The following is a 14,952-nucleotide window of genomic DNA, read 5'->3' as shown; positions in this document are numbered from 1 at the left end:
CCCCCTCGGCGGGGGGTCCGAAGGGGCGTCGGGCCGGGCTCGGCCCGGCAAGGGACAGCGCGCACCGCGCAGGGGGCGGGCGATGCGCGCCGTCACCCGAGAGTGTGCCGCGCCGTCGTGACCTCGTCAATAAGGCACGGGGGCGAACCTTGCAAGCGGTCTGAGGAATATCAGAGGGGGGTCATCCGCCCCGGGCACCTAGGCTGGACGCCCGTGAGACGAGTGGTCGAGGCGGTGGCTCCCGCCCGCATGGGCATCGGGTTCCGGTGGCTGATGTCTGCGTCCTGGGTGAGCAACATCGGCGACGGCGTCGCCCTCGCCGCGGGCCCTCTCCTCGTCGCGTCGCAGACGAGCTCCGCCATGCTCGTCGCCCTCGCCGCGATGCTGCAGCGCCTGCCCTGGCTGGTGTTCGGCCTGTGGGCCGGCGTGCTCGCCGACCGCCTGGACCGGCGCCGCCTCGTCATCGTCGCCAACCTGCTGCGCGCCGTCGTCGTCGCCGCGCTCTGTGTGGTGATCGTGACCGGGCACGTGAACATCGGCGTGGTCCTTGCGGCGATGCTGCTCATGGGCGTGGCCGAGGTGTTCGCCGACACCACCTCGCAGACCCTGCTGCCCATGCTCGTGCGCCCCGCCGACCTGGGCATCGGCAACGCGCGGCTGCAGGCCGGGTTCCTCACCGCCAACCAGCTCGTCGGGCCCCCGCTGGGAGCGGCGCTCTTCGCCGCCGGAGCCGCGTGGCCGTTCGCCGCGCAGGTGCTGACCGTGCTCCTCGCGGTGCTGCTGGTGAGCAAGGTCGTGCTCACACCCGTGCCGCCCGCGCCCGACGCGAGGCTGGACGACGGCCGCCGCCGCGTGCGGCACGACATCTCCGAGGGCCTGCGGTGGATCTGGACCAACCCGCCCGTGCGCACCCTCGCGCTGGTGATCCTCGTCTTCAACGCCACGTGGGCCGCGCCGTGGGGCATCCTCGTGAAGTACTCGCTCGACTACCTGCACATGGGACCCGTCGGGTACGGCCTGCTCACCACGGCCGCCGCCGTCGGCGGGCTGATCGGCACGTTCTCGTACGGCTCGCTCGAGCGGCGATGGTCGTTGTCCGCCCTGATGAAGGTGTGCCTGACGCTCGAGGTGCTGTTCCACCTCGCGCTCGCCCTCGCGACGACCGGCTGGGCCGCGATGGCGATCCTGTTCGTCTTCGGCGCCTACTCCTTCGTGTGGGGCACCGTGTCCAACACGGTGCGGCAGCGCGCCACCCCCACCCGCTTCCAGGGCCGGGTCGGGTCGGTCTACATGATGTGCGTGTTCGGCGGCATCGTCGTGGGCAACGCGATCGGCGGCGTGCTCGCCGAGCACTGGGGTCTCACCGCGCCCATGTGGTTCGGCTTCGTCGGCGCCGGGCTCACCCTGGTGCTCGTGTGGCGCCAGCTCGCGCACATCGCGCACGCCCAGGCCGACTGACCACGAGGTGGTCCGAGACTCCACGAGGTTGTGGAAAGTTCCGCGAGGTAGTTCCAGAGCCCGCGAGGTAGTACCGCGAGCCCCGAGGTAGCTCAGATCCCGGCGAGGTAGCTCGGCTACTCCTCGGTGGCGCTGTCGTCGAGCCCGGTCGCGGCGATGTCGCGCAACGCGTCCAGGTGGCTCCGGAACGCCCGGCGCCCGGCGGGGGTCAGGCGCAGCCAGGTGCGCGGCCTGCGGCCCACGGCGCCCTTGCGGACCGCGACGTAGCCGGCCTGCTCGAGCGCGGACACCTGTTTCGACAGGACGGAGTCGCTGACACCGACGGCGTCGCGGACGACGCCGAAGACGGCCTCGTCGACGCTCGCGAGCGCCGCGACGATGCTGAACCGCACCGGCGCGTGGATCACGTCGTCGAGGCGGTGGCGAGGGTGCTCCTGGGCGCCGTCGTCGGCGCTCATCGGCCCGGTTCCTTCCGGATCCACGCCCCGGCGACGACGGCGATGCGGCGCGCGCCGCGCGGCACCGTCCACGCCGCCCGCTCCCGGTGCCGGGCGAACGCCACGATCGCGACGAGGTACGCCATCTGGACGGCGACCGCCCGATCCAGTAGCCGACGCGCCTCGCGCGGGGTCGGGTCGCTCACCGGGTACCCCGTCCCGGGACCCAGGAGTCCCACCAGATGCGATGGGCCGCGGCCAGGCACGGCAGCGCGACGAGGAACGCACAGAGACCCACCACGACCGGCCGGATCGGGTCGAGCCCGGCATGGTGCACGACGAGATCGGTCGGGACATACATGAGCAGGGGCAGCGGCGCGGGCCACATCCGCGTCATCCAGCCGATGTGCGGGGTGGCGCGGGACCGGAGGTCGGCCACACGCCACAGCAGCACCACGAACCCGACGAACACCGCCAGCGGGACGAGGTACTGCACCGGCTCCGTCGTCCGGCCGGGAAGCAACCAGCGGGCGAGGGAGAACCCGCCCCAGAGCGCCCCGACCGCGACGGCCACCCACGTCCACACCACACGATCCACCCTCCCGACGAGGGTGGTTCGTTCGGCCTGCTCGAGCAGGGCGGCGGCCTCGGCGGGGCGTGGCGCGAGGTCGTCCGTCATGCTCGCGAAAGTATCAACCACTTTCCAATACGGCAAGTAGGTGCGCATGGGAAAGCACCGCGCTACTCGCCTGTCGCGCCGCCGGCCAGCTCCCGGACGACGTCGAGGTGCCCTGCGTGCCGGGCGTACTCCTGCAGCACGTGGAAGCAGATCCACAGCAGCGTCGGCACCTCGCCGTCCGCCGTGAACCGCCCACCGACGGCGGCCCGCGCGGCGAGGTCGCGGCTCGCCAGGATGTCGCGCGTCCGCGCTCCGCCCGCGTGCAGCGCCGCGATGAGATCGTCGCGGCCCACGTCGTCGGGCACGTGCCACCGGCTCTCCGGGGCGTCGTCGACGTTGTCGCCCCACGGATGCGCGACCTGCTCGCCCAGGAAGCCCCAGACGAACCAGCGCCGCTCCATGTGCACCAGGTGCGTCAGCAGCTCCAGCGGCGTCCACCCCGAGGGCAGCAGGCTCGTGCGCTGCTGGTCGTCCGTCAGGCCCTCGAACTTCCGCGCCACGGCGGCACGGTAGTAGTCGAGGTAGGCGGCGAACTGCTCTGCGGGATCGGCGGTGTCCAGGCGAGGTTCGACGTCGGGGGAAGTCACGACGTCAGCGTAAGCCTGCTTCCCCGCACGAGCCGCGCAGCCGCCCGAACTCCTGACCTGCGCATATTGCGAACGCCTTACCAAAGTGCGCCTGAGAGGATTCGAACCTCCGACCTACCCTTTAGGAGAGGGTTGCTCTATCCACTGAGCTACAAGCGCCGGCACCTTCGACGAAGAAGGCGACCCACAGCCTAGCGCCCGCTTCGCGCGGCGCCGACGACCGCCTGCCGCTAAGGCGGCCTCGACCAGGAGGGCCACCCGCCTTCAGACCCAGCGCGCCGGGTCGGCGACCACCGACCGCAGCACTTCGCGCGCTCCGCCGGTGAGGGCGGCGTGCGGTCCGGCGGCGGCGGGGCGCACGTCGACGGGCGCGAAGGGCGCGGCGAGGGCGCGCTCCTCGACGACCCCTTCGACGACGTGCCCGACCCAGCCGAACAGCTCGGCGTACGCGCCGCCGAGCACGATGGTGGAGACGTCGACGAGGTTGACGAACGTCGCGAGCGCGGCGCCGAGCGCCCGGCCGCCGCGGCGCACGGTGGCGAGGGCGGCGTCGTCGCCGGCGCGCAGCAGGTCGACGATCGCGTGCACGGGCGCCGACGACGGCAGGCCGGCGCCGCGCAGCAGCACCTCCTTGCCGGCGTACTGCTCGAGGCAGCCCGTGGCGCCGCAGGAGCAGCGCGGGCCGGCGGGGTCCACGACGACGTGCCCGATCTCGCCGTTCCAGCCCCGCTCCCCCAGGAACAGGTGCCGGTCGACGACGATCCCCGCGCCGACGCCGACGTCGCCGGAGACGTAGAGGAAGGACGACGGCACGTCGCCGGCCAGCTCGGCGAGGGCGGCCAGCTTGGCCTCGTTCGCCACCTCGACGTCGAGCGCGCTCCCGTCGCCGGCCCGCAGGTCGAGCTCCGGCACGGGTTCGACCGACGACCAGCCCAGGTTGGGCGCCACCTCCAGCCGCGCGCCGCGCACGTCGACGAGCCCGGGCAGCGCGAGCCGCGCCCCGGCGACGCGCATGCCGCCGGCCTCGACCTCGGCGATCACCTCGGTGGCGATCGTCCGGAGCCGGGCGAGCACCTCGCGGGGGTCGGAGTCGTGCAGCGACCCGGTGACGACTCGTTCGGCGACGACGTCGCCCACCAGGTCGAGGGCGCGCGCGCCGAGGTAGTCGACGTTCACCTCGAGGCCGAGCCCGACGACGGACCGCCCGGCGGGCACGAGCGGCACGGCGGGGCGGCCGGCGCGCTGGGCGGCGACGGGCGGCAGCTCGGCCACGAGCCTGCCGGCGACGAGCCGGTCGACGAGGGTCGAGACGGTGGCCCGGGTGAGGCCGGTGGCGGCGGCGACGTCGGCGCGCGACGGTGGTGCGGTGGCCTCGAACACGGCCGCGGCGACGAGGCGCAGGTTCCGCTCGCGGAGCGTGTGCTGGCGCGACGCGGCCCCGCCGTCGGGCACGCGGGGCGCCGCTGCGGGCGTCGTCGTCGAGGTGGCTGGCACGTGTTGACTCTAGCCCAGCGACGCGCAATAGTTCAGCCGTACAACAAAACTCGACGAGGAGAGATCCGTGAGCGACATCAAGTACTCGTTCGGCCTGTGGACCGTCGGCTGGCCGGCGGCCGACCCGTTCGGCACCGCGACCCGCCCCGACCTGGACCCGGCGGAGTCCATCCGCAAGCTGGCCGACCTCGGCGCCTGGGGCTTCACGTTCCACGACAACGACGTCTTCCCGTTCGGCGCCGAGGGTGCCGACCGCCAGAAGCACATCGACTCGGTGAAGAAGGCCTCCGAGGAGACCGGCCTCGTCTGCGAGATGGTCACCACCAACACCTTCACGCACCCGATCTTCAAGGACGGCGCGTTCACCTCGAACAACCGCGAGGTGCGCCGCTACGGCCTGCGCAAGGTGCTGCGCAACGCGGACCTGGCCGCCGAGATGGGCGCCTCCACCTTCGTCATGTGGGGCGGCCGCGAGGGCACGGAGTACGACAACTCCAAGGACCTGCACGCCGCGCACGCCCGCTACGCCGAGGGCATCGACACCGTCGCCGCCTACATCAAGGAGAAGGGCTACGACCTGCGCATCGCGCTGGAGCCCAAGCCGAACGAGCCCCGCGGCGACATCTTCCTGCCGAGCATCGGTCACGCCATCGCCCTCATCGACACGCTCGACAACGGCGACATCGTGGGCCTCAACCCGGAGACGGGCCACGAGCAGATGGCCGGCCTCAACTACACGCACGGCCTCGCGCTGGCGCTGTACGCGGGCAAGCTCTTCCACATCGACCTCAACGGCCAGCACGGCCCGAAGTACGACCAGGACCTGGTCTTCGGTCACGGCGACCTGCTGAGCGCCTTCTTCACGGTCGACATGCTCGAGAACGGCTTCCCCAACGGCGGCCCGCGCTACGAGGGCCCGCGCCACTTCGACTACAAGCCCAGCCGCACCGAGTACCTCGACGGCGTGTGGGAGTCGGCCAAGGCGAACATGGAGACGTACGACATGCTCGCCGCCAAGGCGAAGGCGTACCGCGCCGACGCCGAGGTGCAGCAGGCGTTCGAGCACGCCGGCATCTTCGAGCTGGGCGAGCCCACCCTGGCCGAGGGCGAGTCGTTCGACGCCTTCCTCGCGGACCGCTCCGCCTACGAGGACGTCGACATCGACGCGGTCGCCGAGCGCGACTACGGTCTGGTGCGTCTGCACCAGCTCGCGCTGCGCCACCTCATCGGCTGACAACCCGTCTGTCGACCCTGCTGGTCGAGCCTGTCGAGACACGGTCTCGACAGGCTCGACCAGCGAGGACGCCGGGCCGGTGTCCTCGTCCCACCCAGAGAGACCTCGAAGGAAGCAACGATGCCCCTCGTCGCCGGCGTGGACACGTCCACGCAGTCCTGCAAGATCGTCGTCCGCGACGCCGAGACCGGGCGGCTCGTGCGCTCCGGCACGGCCAAGCACCCCGACGGCACGTCGATCGACCCGCAGCACTGGTGGGACGCGTTCCGCGCCGCGGCGCAGGAGGCCGGCGGCCTCGACGACGTCGCCGCGATCGCCGTCGGCGGCCAGCAGCACGGCCTCGTCGCGCTCGACGCCGAGGGGCGCGTGGTCCGCGACGCCATCCTGTGGAACGACACCCGCTCCGCCGCGGCGGCCGAGGACCTGATCGCCGAGCTCGGCGACAGCGACCGCGAGGCCGGCGCCCAGGCCTGGGCCGACGCCGTCGGCTCCGTGCTCGTCGCGTCCCTCACCGTCACCAAGGTGCGCTGGCTGCGGGACGCCGAGCCCGAGAACGCCGCACGCGTGGCGGCCGTCGCGCTCCCCCACGACTGGCTGAGCTGGCGCATCGCCGGCTACGGGCCCGAGGGCGAGTCGCCGCTCGGCCCGCAGCTCGACGCCCTGTTCACCGACCGCTCCGACGCCTCCGGCACCGGCTACTACGACGCCGAGGCGGACGGCGGCGCGGGCGCCTACCGGCCCGACCTGCTCAAGCTCGCCCTGGGGCGCGACGACGTCACGCTCCCCCGCGTGCTCGGCCCGGCCGAGTCGGGCGGCGTCGCGCACGCGTCCGTCGCCGGCGCCGACGTCGACGGCGGGGCCCTGATCGGCCCCGGCGCCGGCGACAACGCGGCCGCCGCGCTCGCACTGGGCATGACGCCCGGCGACATCGCGATCTCGATCGGCACCTCGGGCGTCGTGTCCGCGGTCGCGCCGACGCGGACGGCCGACGGTTCCGGCGCCATCAACGGCTTCGCCGACGCCACCGGCAACGCGCTCATGCTCGCGGTGACGCTCAACGCGGCCCGCGTGCTCGACGCCGCCCGGGCCGTGCTCGGCGTCGACGTGCACGAGCTCGCCGACCTCGCGCTGGCCGCACCCGCGGGCGCCGACGGCCTCGTCCTCGTGCCCTACCTCGAGGGCGAGCGCACCCCCAACCGCCCCGACGCCACCGGCACGCTGCACGGTGTCCGCCTCGCGACGTCCACCCGCGAGCACCTCGCCCGCGCGTACGTCGAGGGCATGCTCTGCGGCCTGGCCGACGGGCTCGACGCGCTGCGCGCCCAGGGCGTGCCGATCGAGCGCGTCATGCTCATCGGCGGCGCCGCGCAGTCCCCCGCGGTGCAGCAGGTGGCCACGCAGGTCTTCGGCCTCTCGATCGGCGTGCCCGAGCCGGGCGAGTACGTGGCCGACGGCGCCGCGCGCCAGGCCGCATGGGTGCTCTCGGCGGCCGCCGACCCGGCCGCCGCGGCGCCCTCCTGGTCGACGACGGTCGCCACCACCCTCGACGCCGACCCGCGGCCCGTGGTGCGCGAGCAGTACGCCGCCGTCCGCGACCTGGTCTGAGCCGGGTCCTCGCCGCGACCCCGACGGGGCGGCGAGGGCCCTGGTCACGACCGGAAAGCGGTTACTAGGCTGACCGCATGATCGACCTGATCCCGCTCGTCGAGCGCGCCGTCGCGCTCGACATCGCCCTGCACACCGTCGACGTGCGCGTGGGCGACGACCGACCGGTCGCGGCCAGCGCCCCGACCCGAGGCCACGACGTCCCGCAGCGGATGTACTCGGTGTCAAAGACGGTCACGGGCCTGGCCGTCGGGCTGCTCGCCGCGGAGGGGCGCCTCTCCCTCGACGACCCCGTGGTGAAGCACTTCCCGGACCTCGTCGACGGCCATCCCGCCCACCCCTGGCTCGAGGCCACGACCCTGCGGCACATGCTGGCGATGGTCGGCCCGCACCGCTCGACGACGTACAAGGTCCGCGAGGGCGGCTGGCTGGAGTCGTACTTCCGCGTCGGGCCCACGCACCCGCCGGGCACCCTGTTCACGTACGACACCAGCGCGTCGTACACGCTGGCCGCGCTGGTGGAGCGGACCACCGGCGGCACGCTCGCCGACTACCTGCGCCCGCGGGTGCTCGACCCGCTCGGGGTCTCCCCCGGCCTGCGTTTCCTGCCCGGCCCCGACGGCTTCAGCCACGGCGGCTCCGGCCTGATCTGCACCCCCGACGACCTGGCACGGCTCGCCCGGCTCCTGAACGACGGCGGCGTGCACGACGGCGCGCGGCTGCTCCCGGCCGACTACCTCGCGGCCGCGACGGCGCCGCAGTCGCACCCCGCCACGCAGACGTGGGGCGGACCCTTCCGCGCGGGGTACGGGTACCAGCTGTGGCTGCCGCCCGTCGGCGGCTGGCTGATGTTCGGCCTGGGCGGGCAGATCGTCTACGGCGACCCGGAGCTGCGGGTCGCCGTGGTCGTCACGGCCGACTCCCAGGCCGCGGCGAGCGGCGACCAGAAGCTGCTCGACCTCGTCCTCGACCACCTCGTCGAGCCCGCGCGCGGGCTGGCGCGGGCGGGCCGCGGCGCCGCCGCTCCTCCGGCCGCTGCCGCCGTCACGACGCTCGCCTGGCCCGCCCCACGGCACGACGCCGCACACGTCCGCCCGCTGGGCGGCACCTGGACCAGCCGCACCCCGGGCGCGGGTCCGGCGGAGCTCACGCTCGCCGTCGGGGCCCGCGGCGGCACCCTCGCGTCGTCCGACGGCTGGTCGATCACGCTCGACACCGCCGGCCCGCTGACCACCGCGATCGGCGCCGAGGCGGCGGTCGTCACGGCCGGCTGGTCCGCCCCCGGCACCCTCGACGTGCGCGCGGGGACGCACGGCGACGAGCTGGCCACGCTCCGGCTGCGCCTGGCCCTCGCCGACGACGGCACGCTCGCCGTCCAGTCGCAGGGCTTCGGGGAGACCCTCGACCCGCGGTGGACGTTCCACGCCGCCTTCGCCCCGAGCGACGGCTGAGCCCGCCGGGACCAAGGGTCCCGACGGGCTCGGCCAGGGTGGGGCGGCGTCAGCCGGCGGGCGTCAGCCGTTCACCTCGGCGTGGGAGGCCGTGAACTCCTCGAGGATCTGGTCGAGCCCCTGGCCCCCGAGACCGTCGACGAGCGCCTCGTACTCCGCCATGTCGATCTGGCCGACGAGGTACTGGTTGTACGCGTCCTTGGCCTCGCCGTAGAGCGTGGTCCACTGCCGGTCGTACGTCTCCGAGGTCAGCGACTGCGTCGGGTTGACGACGGAGTACTCCTCGTTCTCCGCCATCTTCTCGTTGCCCTCGTCGACGTACGGCTCGGCGCTCTTGTACGTCACGACCTTCTCGGACGGGCGCGACGACGCGTACGGCTGCACCTCCTGCTCCCAGAGGGTCTGGTCGGTGATCGAGACCACGCCGTCGCCGTCGACCTCGTAGTGCGTGCCCTCGATGCCGTTGGTCATGAGGCCGTAGGCCTCCTCGTCGAGCAGCTTGTCGACGAACCCGAGGACCTTCTTCAGCTCCGCCTCGGACTTCACGTACTCCTTGGGGAACGCGAGCCAGCCGCCCATGCCGCCGCCCGTGTCGGTGAGGATCCGCCGCGGCACGTCGCCCTGTGTCATGTCGTTGACGAGGGCCCACTCCATGGGCGTCTCGGGGTTGCTGTCCTGGGCGGTCGCGAGGTAGCCCTTCGCCTCGAAGAGACCGGTGACGACGATGCCCCCCTTGCCCTGCGCGATGGCGTCGAGCTGGTTCGTCTTCTGCATCGTGACGAACTCCTGGTTCACCGCCCCGGACTCGTAGACGCCGCGGTACCACTCCATCGCGCGCTTGAACTCGTCGCTCGCGAAGACCGCGTGCACCTGGCCGGCGTCGTCCACCGTGAAGTCGTCGCCCGCGCCGAAGTAGCCGCTCAGGGAGCGGAAGCCCAGGTCGAAGCTCTCCTCGCGGTCGAGGAAGCCGGTGGTGTCGTCCTTGCCGTTGCCGTCCGGGTCGTCCTTCGTGAACGCCTCGGCCACCGCCGTCAGGTCGTCGATCGTGTGCGGCACGTCCAGCCCGAGGTTGTCCAGCCAGTCCTGGCGCACCAGGACGCCGTAGCGCGCCTTGTTCTTCTGGACCGGCACGCCGTACAGGTGGCCGTCGATCCGGGCGGAGGCCGTCGTCTGCTCGTCGATCTTCGACAGGTTCGGGAAGTCCGCCAGGTAGTCCTCGACGTCCCAGAACATGCCCGACTTCAGCGACTGCCGCACGAGCGCGCTGTCCGCCGGGGCCATCGACACGATGTCGGCCAGCTTGCCCGTGGACAGGGCGGCGTTGAGCTTCTCCGCCGACGACGCCGCCGGCACCCAGCTCACCTCCAGCTCCTCGCCCGTGTGCTCCTCCAGGGCGGACTCGATCGGGCCGTCCGCCTCCGGCGTCGTCGGCGTGTGGAGCGTGGCCATCCAGGTGATCGGCCCCTCGGCGCTCGCCTCGCCGCCCCCGCCCGACCCGCCGCCGCACGCGGTGAGGGCCAGAGCCGTCACCAGCACGGCCCCGACCGCGCCGGCCCGACCGGCCCGTCGTGGCCCCCCTACCGGGACTCGTCGCATCATGCGTCTCCTCTCGTCGCACCTGCCTCGTCGCAGGTCGTTTCGGTGGGTGGGCTCGGCACCGCCCGGGCCCCGTCAGCCCTTCACGGAGCCGATCAGCGCGCCCTTGACGAAGAACCGCTGGACGAACGGGTAGACGATCAGCATCGGCAGCGTCGCGACGAAGATGACGGCCATCTTCACCGACTGCGCCGGCGGCACGACGTCCACGGCGCTCTCGTCGGCGTTCATGCCGCTCGCGACGATGACGATCTGGCGCAGCAGCACCTGGATCGGCCACTTCGTGGAGTCGTTGATGTAGAGGATCGCGGCCTGGTACGTGTTCCAGTAGTAGACGGCGTAGAAGAGGCCGATGGTGGCGATCGACGCGAGCGACAGCGGCAGCACGATGCGCAGGAACACGCCCAGGTCGGAGCAGCCGTCGATGCGGGCGGCCTCCTCCAGGCTGTCCGGGATGCCCTGGAAGAAGCTGCGCATGATGACGAAGTTGAACGCGTTGATCGCCACCGGCAGGATCAGCGACCACAGCGAGTCGATGAGCCCGAGGCTGTTCACCACGATGAACGTGGGGATCATGCCGCCGCTGAACAGCATCGTGAACACCACGAGGAAGTTGATGACGCGGCGGCCCCTGAGGTACCGCTTCGACAGCGCGTAGGCCATCAGCGACGTCAGCAGCAGGCTGACGAAGGTACCGACCACGGTGACGAACACCGAGACGCCCATGGCCCGGAAGATCGTCGACGTCGACAGGATGTACCGGTAGGCGTCGAGCGTGAACGTCTGCGGGATGAGCACGAACGGGCGGGTCGCGAGCTCGCCCGGCGTCGCCAGCGAGCTGCCCAGCACGTTGATGAACGGCAGGACGCAGATCAGCGCGAAGGCGCTCAGGACGATGACGTTCACCACCCGGAACACGCGCATCCCGGTGGTGGGCCGGTGGATGCGGCTGCGCTCACGGGTGGCGGCTCGCGGCGCTGCGAGGGTCTTGCTCATGAGGTGCTCCCGGTCTCGGACGTGCGGTCGGTGGCCCGCGCGGCGGTGGAGCCGGCGGGCGGGTCGGTCGGCCGCACGGCGAACAGCCCCGCGGCGACGAAGAAGAGGAAGGCGATCGGGTAGAGGACGAGCTGGCTGCCGAACAGGCACGCCAGCCCCGCCCCGAGGAACCACCAGCCAGTCGACCGGCGGGCGGGACGGCGGTGGGCGACGTAGATCCCGGCGGCGGCGACGAGCAGCACGACGACGAGCGTCAGGCCGAACCACGCGGCGAGCGTGCGCGCGGCGTCGTAGGCGTCCGCGGCCTCGACCTGCATGCCCGCGCCCGTCATCGCGGGGTACACCGCGTCGAGGAACGTCTGCTCGTCCGCCCGGTTCATCACCAGCGCGAACCCGCCGAGGAAGACCGCCGACGTCACCATGCCCGCGACGGTCACCCAGGTCTCGGCCGTGCGCCGGATCGTCGGCCCGTGGCCGTCCGGCGCCGCGCCGGCGCGCACGGGCTCACGCACCCGGTCACGCATCGAGACGCTCGCCATCGACCCGCACCTCCGTCAGCCGCAGCGTCGGGCTCTCCTCGACGACGACGCCCGGGCCCTCGCAGCCCTCGATGCGCACGCGCGACACGTCGGAGTCGGCGACGAAGCCCAGGTGGAGGCCTGCGCGTCGCATCTCCGGCACGCCGTCGGCCATCGCGGGCACGCCGGGCACGGCGTCGGCGGCGTAGGAGATCGTGACGTCGTCGAGCGTCACGTCCGTCAGGGGCTGCTCGGGCAGGCCGTAGAGGTGACCGGCGGCGGCGTGCACGTCACGTGCGGTGATGTGCGTCAGGTGGATACGGCGGAACACGGGCGTCGCGTCGCCCACCGGGTGCGGGGCGCGGTCCGCGACGTGGGGTTCCTTGCCGTCGGGCCCGCAGAAGTAGAAGGGGTTGATGACGAACGGGGTCATGACGCCCCGCATCACGACGTTCGTCACGCGGACGTCCTCGACCACGCCCCCGCGCCCGCGGCGCGACTTGATGCGGATGCCGCGGTCGGTGCCCTCGAAGACGCAGTTGCTGATGACGACGTTCCGCACGCCGCCGCTCATCTCGGACCCGATGACGACGCCGCCGTGGCCGTGCACCATCGTGCAGTTGGTGATGGCGACGTTCTCGCAGGCGATCCGCTCCGGGTCGCGCTCGGTGCCCGCCTTGAGGACCACGCAGTCGTCGCCGACGTCGATGTGGCAGTCGCTGATCCGCACGTTGCGGCACGACTCGGGGTCGATGCCGTCCGTGTTGGGCGAGTCCGGCGGGTTGACGATGACGACGTTGGAGATGGTGACGCCGTCGCACCGCAGCGGGTGCACCGTCCAGCTCGGGGAGTTGGTCAGGCGCACGTCGCGCACCGTGACCCGCGTGCAGTCGTGCAGGCCGACGAGCGTGGGCCGCGGGTGGGCCAGCGACGCGCGGTCGTGACGGAAGGTGTCCCACCAGGGGGCGCCGCCGCCGTCGATGGTGCCGAAGCCGGTGATCGCGACGTCCGTCTCGCCCGCCGCGTACAGGCACGGGGAGTGGATCGTGGCCGGGGCGCCCTCCCAGCGGGCGTCGACCGGCGGGTACAGCGCGGGGTCGGGCACGAACTGGAGGAGCGCGCCCGCCTCGAGGTGCAGCTCCACGTGGGAGCGCAGGCGCAGGGCCCCGGTGCGATGGGTTCCGGCGGGCACCACCACGGTGCCGCCGCCGGCGGCCGCGGCGTCGTCGATCGCCGCCTGGAACGTGGCCGTGGCGAGGGTCTCGTCGAGGGTGTGCACGTGTGGCCTCTCGGTCGTCGTCGTGCCCGGTGCTGCGAGCGGGCGTCCGGCCCCGGAACGGGGCGGAACAGGGGCCGGACGCCCGCTCACGGCATCAGGGGGTGGTCAGCCGTTCACCTTGGCGTACGCGGCGGAGTACTCCTCGATGATCTGGTCGAGGCCCTGGCCGCGGAGCCCCTCGATCACGGCCTCGTAGTCGGCCATCTCGATCTGCCCGGTGAGGTACCGGTTGTACGCGTCGTTGACCTGCTCCTCGATGGTCGACCACTGCCGGTCGAACGTGTCCGACGACAGCGACTGCGCCGGGTTGATGACGACGGCGGGCTCCTGCTCCGCCATCTTCTCGTTCGCCTCGTCGACGTACGGCGCGGTGCTCTTGTACGTCACGACCTTCTCCGAGGGCCGGGACGACGAGTACGGCTGCACCTCCTGCTCCCACGCCGTCTGGTCGGTGATCGTCACGACGCCGTCGCCGTCGATCGTGTAGTGCGTGTCCTCGATGCCGTTGGTCATGAGGCCGAAGGCCTCCTCGTCCAGCAGCTTGTCGATGAACGAGAGGACCTTCTTGAGCTCGGCCTCGTTCTTCACCTCGGTCTTCGGGATGGCGAGCCAGCCGCCCATGCCGCCGCCCGTGTCGGTGAGGATGCGGTGCTCGACGTCAGCGGTGTGCATGTCGTTGACCAGCGCCCACTTCATGGGCGTCTTCGGGTCCGCGCTCTCCGCGAGGGCCATGTAGTTCTTCGCCTCGAACAGGCCGGTGACGACGATGCCGCCCTTGCCGCGGGCGATCGCGTCCTGCTGGTTCTGCTTCTGGACGGTGACGAACTCCTGGTTCACGGCGCCCTTCTCGTACACGCCGCGGTACCACTCCATCGCCTCCTTGAAGGCGTCGGTGGTGAACGCGGGCACGACCTGGCCGTCGGCGGTGACCTCGAACTTGTCGCCCGCGCCGAAGTATCCGGAGAGCGACCGGAACCCGACGAGGAAGCTCTCCTCGCGGTCGATGAACCCGGTGGTGTCGTCCTTGCCGTTGCCGTCCGGGTCGTCCGTCGTGAACGCCTCGGCCACCTTCGTGAGGTCGTCGATCGTGTGCGGCACCTCGAGGCCGAGGCTGTCCAGCCAGTCCTGGCGCACCAGGACGCCGTAGCGCGCCTTGATCTTCTGGAACGGCACCCCGTAGAGCTTGCCGTCGAGCTTCGCGGCCTCGAGCGTGTCGGGGTCGATCTTCGCCAGGTTCGGGTAGTCGGCGAGGTAGCTCTCGACGTCCCAGAACTGCCCGGAGCCGAGCGCCTGCCGCACCTGGGTGCTGTCGGTCATCGTGAGGGACACGATGTCGGCGAGCTTGCCCGACGCCAGGGCGGAGTTGATCTTCTCCTCCTTCGAGGCGTCCGGCACCCACTGCATGTCGAACTTCTGGCCCGTGTACTCCTCGAGCGCCGACTCGATGACGCCGTCCTTCTCCGGCGTCGTCGGCGTGTGGAGCATCGTCATCCAGCTGATGGGGCCGTCGTCGGCCTCGGCCTCGTCGCCGGACCCGCCGTTGCCGCAGGCGGTCAGGGCCAGCGCGGCGACGGCTGCCGCCGCCGCGCCCTTGACGAACATGCCTCTCCTCATGGTG

General features: G+C 72.2%; 14 protein-coding genes and 1 tRNA gene. 4 read left to right on the top strand and 11 right to left on the bottom strand.

Features of this window, described 5'->3' with window-relative positions; translation table 11 throughout:
* The first annotated feature begins 213 nt into the window (after positions 1–213).
* Complete coding sequence (locus ACFQ8Y_RS02980; protein WP_430584565.1) at positions 214–1,458, top strand: MFS transporter; 1,245 nt, start codon at positions 214–216, stop codon at positions 1,456–1,458.
* 116 nt (positions 1,459–1,574) lie between these two features.
* Here ACFQ8Y_RS02980 and ACFQ8Y_RS02975 read toward each other — a convergent pair whose 3' ends face one another.
* The 6 genes from ACFQ8Y_RS02975 to ACFQ8Y_RS02950 form a co-directional block, all read right to left on the bottom strand.
* Entirely contained in the window at positions 1,575–1,916 is a 342-nt protein-coding gene (locus ACFQ8Y_RS02975) for a winged helix-turn-helix domain-containing protein (protein WP_430548697.1), read from the bottom strand.
* Positions 1,913–2,101 carry a hypothetical protein gene (locus ACFQ8Y_RS02970; protein ID WP_430584564.1) on the bottom strand — a complete coding sequence of 63 codons (189 nt, stop codon included), beginning with the start codon at positions 2,099–2,101 and terminating at the stop codon, positions 1,913–1,915. The genes ACFQ8Y_RS02975 and ACFQ8Y_RS02970 overlap by 4 nt, the downstream gene beginning before the upstream one ends.
* Complete coding sequence (locus tag ACFQ8Y_RS02965) at positions 2,098–2,574, bottom strand: hypothetical protein (protein WP_430548695.1); 477 nt, start codon at positions 2,572–2,574, stop codon at positions 2,098–2,100. Before ACFQ8Y_RS02965 ends, ACFQ8Y_RS02970 begins: the two co-directional genes overlap by 4 nt.
* A 62-nt stretch (positions 2,575–2,636) precedes the next feature.
* Positions 2,637–3,161 (bottom strand): DUF664 domain-containing protein, encoded by a 525-nt coding sequence (locus tag ACFQ8Y_RS02960; protein WP_430584563.1) that lies wholly within the window; start codon positions 3,159–3,161, stop codon positions 2,637–2,639.
* An 86-nt stretch (positions 3,162–3,247) separates the two neighbouring features.
* A tRNA-Arg gene (locus tag ACFQ8Y_RS02955) sits at positions 3,248–3,320 on the bottom strand.
* 105 nt (positions 3,321–3,425) lie between these two features.
* A complete protein-coding gene (locus tag ACFQ8Y_RS02950) occupies positions 3,426–4,655 on the bottom strand; it encodes an ROK family protein (RefSeq protein WP_430584562.1) in 1,230 nt (409 codons plus the stop codon).
* A gap of 67 nt (positions 4,656–4,722) precedes the next feature.
* Between ACFQ8Y_RS02950 and xylA the strand changes: the two genes are divergently transcribed.
* The 3 genes from xylA (at position 4,723) to ACFQ8Y_RS02935 (ending at position 8,945) form a co-directional block, all read left to right on the top strand.
* On the top strand, positions 4,723–5,889 hold the full coding sequence (gene xylA, locus ACFQ8Y_RS02945) for a xylose isomerase (protein WP_430548692.1): 1,167 nt from the start codon (positions 4,723–4,725) through the stop codon (positions 5,887–5,889).
* A gap of 120 nt (positions 5,890–6,009) precedes the next feature.
* Positions 6,010–7,494, top strand: coding sequence for an FGGY family carbohydrate kinase (locus tag ACFQ8Y_RS02940; RefSeq protein WP_430584561.1), 1,485 nt, complete (start codon positions 6,010–6,012; stop codon positions 7,492–7,494).
* A gap of 77 nt (positions 7,495–7,571) precedes the next feature.
* Positions 7,572–8,945, top strand: coding sequence for a serine hydrolase domain-containing protein (locus ACFQ8Y_RS02935; protein WP_430584560.1), 1,374 nt, complete (start codon positions 7,572–7,574; stop codon positions 8,943–8,945).
* A 63-nt stretch (positions 8,946–9,008) separates the two neighbouring features.
* On the opposite strand, the gene ACFQ8Y_RS02930 is transcribed toward ACFQ8Y_RS02935, so the two are convergent.
* From ACFQ8Y_RS02930 to ACFQ8Y_RS02910, 5 genes are all read right to left on the bottom strand, one after another.
* Positions 9,009–10,475: an extracellular solute-binding protein gene (locus tag ACFQ8Y_RS02930; RefSeq protein ID WP_430584559.1), complete on the bottom strand. Its 1,467-nt coding sequence runs from the start codon at positions 10,473–10,475 to the stop codon at positions 9,009–9,011.
* 141 nt (positions 10,476–10,616) lie between these two features.
* Positions 10,617–11,537, bottom strand: a complete 921-nt coding sequence (locus ACFQ8Y_RS02925) for a carbohydrate ABC transporter permease (protein ID WP_430565015.1) — start codon at positions 11,535–11,537, stop codon at positions 10,617–10,619.
* Entirely contained in the window at positions 11,534–12,076 is a 543-nt protein-coding gene (locus ACFQ8Y_RS02920) for a hypothetical protein (protein ID WP_430584558.1), read from the bottom strand. The genes ACFQ8Y_RS02925 and ACFQ8Y_RS02920 overlap by 4 nt, the downstream gene beginning before the upstream one ends.
* Positions 12,054–13,334: a glycoside hydrolase family 28 protein gene (locus ACFQ8Y_RS02915; protein WP_430584557.1), complete on the bottom strand. Its 1,281-nt coding sequence runs from the start codon at positions 13,332–13,334 to the stop codon at positions 12,054–12,056. Before ACFQ8Y_RS02915 ends, ACFQ8Y_RS02920 begins: the two co-directional genes overlap by 23 nt.
* Positions 13,335–13,439: 105 nt before the next feature.
* Complete coding sequence (locus tag ACFQ8Y_RS02910; protein ID WP_430548683.1) at positions 13,440–14,948, bottom strand: extracellular solute-binding protein; 1,509 nt, start codon at positions 14,946–14,948, stop codon at positions 13,440–13,442.
* Positions 14,949–14,952 lie beyond the last annotated feature (4 nt).

This window comes from Isoptericola sp. NPDC056605 (assembly GCF_042792795.1).
Classification (GTDB): domain Bacteria; phylum Actinomycetota; class Actinomycetes; order Actinomycetales; family Cellulomonadaceae; genus Isoptericola.
This window is presented reverse-complemented; position numbering and strand designations above follow the sequence as displayed.

Coding starts and splice junctions, on each gene's coding strand:
- ACFQ8Y_RS02975 (WP_430548697.1), bottom strand. CDS start 1,916: ATGAGCGCCGACGACGGCGCCCAGGAGCACCCTCGCCACCGCCTCGAC.
- ACFQ8Y_RS02965 (WP_430548695.1), bottom strand. CDS start 2,574: ATGACGGACGACCTCGCGCCACGCCCCGCCGAGGCCGCCGCCCTGCTC.
- ACFQ8Y_RS02940 (WP_430584561.1), top strand. CDS start 6,010: ATGCCCCTCGTCGCCGGCGTGGACACGTCCACGCAGTCCTGCAAGATC.
- ACFQ8Y_RS02935 (WP_430584560.1), top strand. CDS start 7,572: ATGATCGACCTGATCCCGCTCGTCGAGCGCGCCGTCGCGCTCGACATC.
- ACFQ8Y_RS02925 (WP_430565015.1), bottom strand. CDS start 11,537: ATGAGCAAGACCCTCGCAGCGCCGCGAGCCGCCACCCGTGAGCGCAGC.
- ACFQ8Y_RS02920 (WP_430584558.1), bottom strand. CDS start 12,076: ATGGCGAGCGTCTCGATGCGTGACCGGGTGCGTGAGCCCGTGCGCGCC.
- ACFQ8Y_RS02910 (WP_430548683.1), bottom strand. CDS start 14,948: ATGAGGAGAGGCATGTTCGTCAAGGGCGCGGCGGCGGCAGCCGTCGCC.